The organism is Bacteroidota bacterium, from assembly GCA_016718825.1.
Lineage (GTDB): Bacteria > Bacteroidota > Bacteroidia > J057 > JADKCL01 > JADKCL01.
In genome coordinates, this window is the sequence record JADKCL010000038.1 from 79,673 (window position 1) to 86,664 (window position 6,992).

Below are 6,992 nucleotides of genomic sequence, written 5' to 3' on the forward strand. Positions count from 1 at the left end.
AGATGCAACGCAGCGAAAACGCTTAAATGATCCACGGAGAAAAGCAGAAGACCAAAACCAAACTCGAGGAGGAGCGCGAAAAGGTCACCAAGCAGATTCAGTCGATGTACCAAACGACTGAAGACAATGTGAAGACGCGGCTCAACAACCTGGAAAAGGAAAACGAAGAGCGCTTTGCCAAGGCGGTGGTCAAGTTCACCGAAGAGTTCAAAACAGAGGTGGACACAAAAGTGAATGCCTTCCTCGACGAGCGTCACAGCGGATGGTTTGGCTGGGCACGCGCTGCCAAGGATTGGTTGCTCGGGGTTGATGAGATGCCCGAAGTCAAGGAGGCTTTTGAGACGGCGAACGAAGAACAAGCGACGAAGGCAGCTTGTGAAAATCCTTTGAAATCGATCGACACCGAAATCAAGTCGATTATTCAATACAACAACAAGGTCATCCAGGAGTGCAAGGCTGACCTGAAAAAGGGCAAGGAAGAGGAAGCGAGGAATACGCAGCTTTCGAGAAACAAATTCGTCAAAACCCTCAAGCCCAATCTCCAAGACGCGGGCAAAAAGGCTGCGGTGGAGATGTCCAAGAAATTCGATGAGCTCGACACCTTTATCAACGAAAAGCAGAAGGCCCTTGTAGACAAACTCTGCGCGATGAAAGACAAGGCGATCGAACACATCGACAAGGTCGCCGAAAAGATGAAGGAGGCGCTGAGCGGTGCCTTGTCCCAGCTCATCGGCCTGATCGTGGCGGCCCTGCTCAAGTTTTTCAATTGGGCACTCGGGCTCTTTGGCTACGGCATGGAAAATCTCGAAGAGACCATCGTCCGCACCAAACGCACGCTGACCTTCATGGTCAAGCACCCGATCGACTTCATGGCCGGGCTGTTCCAAGCCGTCGGCATGGGCTTTACGCAGTTCGGGGACAACATTCAGAAGCACCTCGTGAGCGGCCTTGTAATGTGGCTCACCGGCGGCATGCGTGAGGAGCCAATTCGCTTGCCTGACAAATGGGATTTGAAGGGCATCCTCTTTTTTATCATGGAGGTGCTTGGCCTCGGCTGGGCCAATCTCCGCAAAAAGCTTGTGAAACACGTCGGCGAACAAGCAATGGGCTTGGCCGAGAAGGGTTTGGACATCGTGATGAAGCTGTTCACCGAGGGCCCGGTTGCGATGTGGGAAGACATTCGCAACCAAGGCGAGGAGCTTAAGGGCGAGATTTTTGCTGCGGTGCGCGAGATGATGATCATCGAAATCATCAAACAAGGCGTGATCTTCCTCCTCAGCCTGACCAATCCCGCCTCCGGCATCGTCAAGGCCATCAAAGCGATCTACGACTTTGTGATGTGGTTCTTCAACAACATCCACCGCATCATCGAGATGGTCAAAAAGGTCTTCGAAGCCTCCGCCAACATCGTCGAGGGCAACCTCGGCGGCGCCGCCAACGCCATCGAACGTATCATGGGCCTCACCATCCCCGTGATCATCGACCTCTTCCTCAGCATCCTCGGCCTCAGCGGCCTCCCCAAAAAGATCATGGGCGTGATCAAAAGAGTCGGCGGCAAGCTCAATGCCTTGATCGACAAGCTTGCTCTTGAAGGTGGTAGGCGTGATCAAGAAGATGTTTGGGAAGGGGAAGAAGGGGGGAGGGAAGAAGAAGGTGAAGGAGGATCCGAAGAAGGATGATAAGAACAAGCTGACGGCTGCTGATAAGCGAAAGCATGAGAAGTATGTCAACGAAATCGATAAAGCGCTGAACAAAAAACCGGAGCAGCAGCCTGAAAGTTACGAGGACTTCCATAAGCAGGAGGAGAAGAAGGCCAAGACATTGATCTCAAAGTACAATTCCAAGCTCACCAAGAAGGTGAATGGCAAGTCGATACGTACTTTCATCAAATTCACGCCTGTTGGTTCCGACAAAGCCGACAAGGATGTGGATTATGAGATCGAGATCAAGCCCAACACTACCTCTTTGAAGGGAAGTGCGAAGTTTGGGGATCCACCGATTCCAGCTTCTCCGAATATCAGCCCCGCCTTTGGTACTGGCCAATTCCACAGCCTGCGGTTAAGCAATTGGCATAAATCTAATCACCCCGCAGGTAGCCCAGCAAGCCAATATGGAGGGGATTTGCATGGTGCGGATGCCGTGCTACGGACATTGGGTGTACGATCCAAGTGGGTGGCCTTCCACGTCTTCAACGAGCATATCGGGGGGAAGGCAATGGACTCCAATCTCATTCCCACCCCTGCTGATGACAATAAGAGTTACCTTCGTGAATTGGAAACCCGACTTAAAAACCTTCACAAGAAGGATCATGTTATTTGGTTCGAGGCACAGGCTAGCTATCGTTCAGACGGGATGTTTGTCCAAAGCTACTCGGCCAAGGGCGGCAAGATGAAATACAAAAACAATAATTGGGAGCAGGACAAGAAGGGCATTAAGACGTGGGATGCCACAATCCGTGAGCCAGAAGCTAGGGTACTTAAATTAAATCTATTGCCTAATCTTAGCCGGGTCGCTCCGATATTGTTTAAGAAGGTCGTCGCTGATTCAAGCCTCTGGGAAAGTCTTATTCCAAAGCTTGAACCGGGGATGCCTTTCAGAAACAAGCAGGAAGTACTCGATTTTATTGATAACTTGCGCGGGATACCCGTGAGAACGAAGACTACATGGTCTAATCAAATTTCTTCGGCACAATTGAGTTTTGACTAGTTAGAAAAGTATATGATTGAAGCTACAATGACGAGATTCATCGAGATGGTCAGTGAACTCGAAACCAATCCCAAAATTTTCGTTGTGATTGGATTGGTCACGCAGGATGCATCGGAGGCCGAAGCTTCCGAACAATTTGCCAAACTTGGAGTGCAACCCTCCAAGGACTGTCTGGATTACTATTCGACGATTTCCGAGGTGTCGTTGTGGTGGATCCATATCGGTAATCCAAAATTTGACCGCGACAAATACGAAAAGGCACGCAAGGACTACTTGGAAAAAGGCAAAACTCCTGAATTCAGTATCATGGAGCACTGCGATGGCATGGTATCCATCGGCGCTGCTGAATTCATGGTCGATCCTTCTTTTGCATCTGCGCTGATTGAATCCCAAGCGTATCAAGCCTCCAATAAGAGCAATTCGTCCATCCTTCTTGACCAGAATTGCCCGACTCGGTATTTCGACGAATTCTCAAACGAAGGGGATAATATAGCAATCCAATTTGGATTGGATTCTACGGAACGTATTTTCCTCCCTACGGACGAGGCACAAGACTTTGAAAGTTCCAGGATCACCACCCTTTCCTCTTATTTGGAATTTTTGACCTGGTCCAAGGGCCTCAAATCTGCCCGCTACGATTTTTTTGTCCAGCAGAAGCCCGATGGTCCGCAGCAGGTCGAATTGATTGACAAGGCGTATTTCGATGCCTTGCCACCCATCAACATCAATGGATTGTATTGAGGCTGCAAAAGTTGCCAATGCCTGTTGACCTGACACCTCCTTTTGGGTAGAGCCAAGGAAGTGGCACGCAGTAATTACCGCTACGCATTGAAAAATGCCGAGGTCGTGATGCAATTGTACACCCACCGAAATCCGGGAAGGTGCTCAAGGAAAACAACGACGTCATCAAGGGTTGCAAATCATGTCGTGAGCGTAGCCGAAGGAACTCATCAAAAAACGGCAAGGAGGAGATCGACAAGTACGTGAGCAAGCTCTCGCCCAACCTTAAGTCGGCCGGCAAGAAGGCCGCCGAGGAGAAGATCTCCGACGAAGAGGAAGGAGTCCGCAAGAAATTCGATGAGCTCGACACCTTCATCAACGAAAAGCAAAAAGCCTTGGTCGACAAGCTTTGTGCGATGAAAGACAAGGCGATCGAACACATCGACAAGGTCGCCGAAAAGAACGTATCCGAGGCACGCAGGATCGAGGAGGCGCTGAGCGGTGCCTTGTCCCAGCTCATCGGCCTGATCGTGGCGGCCCTGCTCAAGTTTTTCAATTGGGCACTCGGGCTCTTTGGCTACGGCATGGAAAATCTCGAAGAGACCATCGTCCGCACCAAACGCACGCTGACCTTCATGGTCAAGCACCCCATCGACTTCATGGCCGGGCTGTTCCAAGCCGTCGGCATGGGCTTTACCCAATTTGGCGACAATATTCAAAAGCACCTCGTCAGCGGCCTTGTAATGTGGCTCACCGGCGGCATGCGTGAGGAGCCGATTCGCTTGCCTGACAAATGGGATTTGAAAGGCATCCTCTTTTTTATCATGGAGGTGCTTGGCCTCGGCTGGGCAAACCTGCGGAAGAAACTGGTCAAACACGTCGGCGAACAAGCAATGGGCTTGGCCGAGAAGGGCTTGGACATCGTGATGAAGTTGTTCACCGAGGGCCCCATTGCCATGTGGGAGGACATTCGCAACCAAGGCGAGGAGCTTAAGGGCGAGATTTTTGCTGCGGTACGCGAGATGATGATCATCGAAATCATCAAACAAGGCGTGATTTTCCTCCTCAGCCTCACCAATCCCGCCTCCGGCATCGTCAAGGCCATCAAGGCGATTTATGACTTCGTGATGTGGTTCTTCAACAACATCCACCGCATCATCGAGATGGTCAAGAAGGTCTTCGAAGCCTCCGCCAACATCGTCGAGGGCAACCTCGGCGGCGCCGCCAACGCCATCGAACGTATCATGGGCCTCACGATTCCCGTGATCATCGACCTTTTCCTCAGCATCCTCGGCCTCAGCGGCCTGCCCAAAAAAGTCATGGCCGTCATCAAAAGAGTCGGCGGCAAGCTCAATGCCTTGATCGACAAGCTGCTCTTGAAGGTGGTAGGCGTGATCAAAAAGATGTTTGGGAAGGGGAAGAAGGGGGGAGGGGCTGGCATGGGGGATCCAGAAAAGGATGTAGGTGGCTTAACAGCCAAGGATCACCAACTACATAAAAAGTATGTTAACGAGATTGAACAGAAGCTAAGCGCTGCTCCTGAAAAAGAAACCTCCGATTTTGAAGGTTTCTACGAATCGAAGAAAAATCTAGCCAAGAAGTTGGAGTCAACCTACAATGGCAAACTCACGAAAAAGGTAAAGGGGAAGAAGCTCAAAGCGACGATTAAAGTCGAAGCGAAAAGTGCAGCATCCAGGGATGATGAAATCAATTTTTCGATCAAAATCGCCCCAAACGATGCTCTTGGAGAGACCAAGGCAAAATTCAACGTTAAGAAGCCGAAGATAACTGTGGCTGATCCGATAAAAACGAAACATAAAGGGGCCTTGAAGTTTCAAGGAGGTTTTGCGGTTACAGCAATGGATGATTCAAAGAAGTCTGCCACCATACGTGGAGCGCTAAATGGAAAGGAAACTAGCCTAAAGCGTGCCTACAGTACGTATGGACAGAATAAGATGTGGGTAAAGTACAACCCAAATCCTTACAAGACTGGAGATGCATGGCTGAAAATTATGTCTAGAGACAGTTGGTCTAACTATCCAGATGCGCGCCAAACGCTGAATTATCGATATCATAACCAGTTTAGTAACCCTGCTGGGAAGCAATGGCACCACATCAGAGAGCAATCAATGGGAGGTAGCAACAATTTCCTTAACTTGGCCGTTGTTAATAAAGGTGCTCATGAGAAGATTTCTGCCTTTTATACGAGGACTGACGACCAGTATGGGCAAGAATTCAAAAACTTAAGAAAATACTTAAGCATGAAATCTCCAGCAGTTCAATGGACAAAAGGGAAAGAAGTGATAAGAGATCTTGGATATTCAATCAGTACCCAAGATAAAGGTCGTGGAAAATATCAAGAAATTACTTAATCCAAACTTAGGGGCACCTCATGGATATCCTGTATAAAGCGGTTCTTAAATTCCCCCGCGATGAGTCCTCTACGAAAAAGGCTGAGGAATTTGCGAAATCTTTTTTGAAAAGTAGAGACACCACTACTTGGTATTTCAACTTTAAAGACAAAACCGAACTCAACGCCGCTGTTTCATTTGTCCAAGGAACTCCATTGAAGCTGCCTTACCATTACCAATTCAACCTTTCAATTGCTGAGATTGAGAAATTTCCTGGCTTTGGGTTTCAAGTAGATGCATTTGACGACTTGTTTGCGGGTGGCAAAGTCAATTCAAAAAAAATGAAGTCGAAGTCTCTTGCCGCTGATTTCAAGACCAATGACATTTTTGCCAATGAAACTGGGATCCAATCCCTGAATTCTGGAGCCAAGGAAATTAGCTGGCGAGATTTTCAGGGATCAGATGGGGCGATCTATCATCGTTTGACGGTCAGGAAGGAAATGTTGGACCCGATGATTATTCCCCGTCCAATTGAAATAAGTGAATCCGCATATCAAAGGGGCTATTTTCATGTGGTCACTGATGGTTTGTCAGTAATTACAGAACGAAGTGCAAAGCAATTGGAGGAACATGGACTGCTAATTTCCAAGTCCTTTGAAGCCGAGGGGAAGATATACCCGAGGCAGCCCGTGAGATTGATTTCAGGACTGCTCTATGCCAAGCTCCTTTCAGAAAAGGTGTCTGGAATCACGAAAGACTTTTCTCCATTGTTTTTAAAGGAGAAACTTGTGGAGTTGGAGTTATTGACTTAGAATGGGGAATCATGTGCTTGGGGCTGGCCATCCGGCAAAATAATCTCCTCAAATCGATCTTGATCGGCCTGATCGTGGCGGCCCTCCTCAAGTTCTTCAATTGGGCACTCGGGCTCTTTGGCTACGGGATGGAAAATCTCGAAGAGACCATCGTCCGCACTAAACGCACGCTGACCTTCATGGTCAAGCACCCCATCGACTTCATGGCCGGGTTGTTCAAGCCGTCGGCATGGGCTTTACGCAGTTCGGGGACAACATTCAGAAGCACCTCGTGAGCGGCCTTGTAATGTGGCTCACCGGCGGCATGCGCGAGGAACCCATCCGCTTGCCCGACAAATGGGACCTAAAAGGCATCCTCTTTTTCATCATGGAGGTCCTCGGGCTTGGCTGGGCCAATCTCCGC

General features: G+C 49.3%; 6 protein-coding genes. All 6 read left to right on the forward strand.

The features are described 5' to 3' along the window. Nucleotides 1-26 precede the first annotated feature (26 nt). The 6 genes from IPN95_25930 to IPN95_25955 all read left to right on the forward strand — a co-directional run bounded on the left by IPN95_25930 (nt 27) and on the right by IPN95_25955 (nt 6,864). Nucleotides 27-1,679 carry a hypothetical protein gene (locus IPN95_25930; protein ID MBK9452797.1) on the forward strand — a complete coding sequence of 551 codons (1,653 nt, stop codon included), beginning with the start codon at nt 27-29 and terminating at the stop codon, nt 1,677-1,679. Further along, a complete protein-coding gene (locus tag IPN95_25935; GenBank protein ID MBK9452798.1) occupies nt 1,603-2,706 on the forward strand; it encodes a hypothetical protein in 1,104 nt (367 codons plus the stop codon). The genes IPN95_25930 and IPN95_25935 overlap by 77 nt, the downstream gene beginning before the upstream one ends. A 27-nt stretch (nt 2,707-2,733) precedes the next feature. Continuing rightward, nucleotides 2,734-3,447 carry a hypothetical protein gene (locus IPN95_25940; protein MBK9452799.1) on the forward strand — a complete coding sequence of 238 codons (714 nt, stop codon included), beginning with the start codon at nt 2,734-2,736 and terminating at the stop codon, nt 3,445-3,447. 140 nt (nt 3,448-3,587) lie between these two features. Continuing rightward, nucleotides 3,588-5,798 carry a hypothetical protein gene (locus tag IPN95_25945; protein ID MBK9452800.1) on the forward strand — a complete coding sequence of 737 codons (2,211 nt, stop codon included), beginning with the start codon at nt 3,588-3,590 and terminating at the stop codon, nt 5,796-5,798. 20 nt (nt 5,799-5,818) lie between these two features. Further along, nucleotides 5,819-6,589 (forward strand): hypothetical protein, encoded by a 771-nt coding sequence (locus tag IPN95_25950; GenBank protein MBK9452801.1) that lies wholly within the window; start codon nt 5,819-5,821, stop codon nt 6,587-6,589. A gap of 11 nt (nt 6,590-6,600) precedes the next feature. Then, nucleotides 6,601-6,864: a hypothetical protein gene (locus tag IPN95_25955; protein ID MBK9452802.1), complete on the forward strand. Its 264-nt coding sequence runs from the start codon at nt 6,601-6,603 to the stop codon at nt 6,862-6,864. Nucleotides 6,865-6,992: the final 128 nt, after the last annotated feature.

Coding starts and splice junctions, on each gene's coding strand:
- IPN95_25930 (MBK9452797.1), top strand. CDS start 27: ATGATCCACGGAGAAAAGCAGAAGACCAAAACCAAACTCGAGGAGGAG.
- IPN95_25940 (MBK9452799.1), top strand. CDS start 2,734: ATGACGAGATTCATCGAGATGGTCAGTGAACTCGAAACCAATCCCAAA.
- IPN95_25950 (MBK9452801.1), top strand. CDS start 5,819: ATGGATATCCTGTATAAAGCGGTTCTTAAATTCCCCCGCGATGAGTCC.
- IPN95_25955 (MBK9452802.1), top strand. CDS start 6,601: ATGTGCTTGGGGCTGGCCATCCGGCAAAATAATCTCCTCAAATCGATC.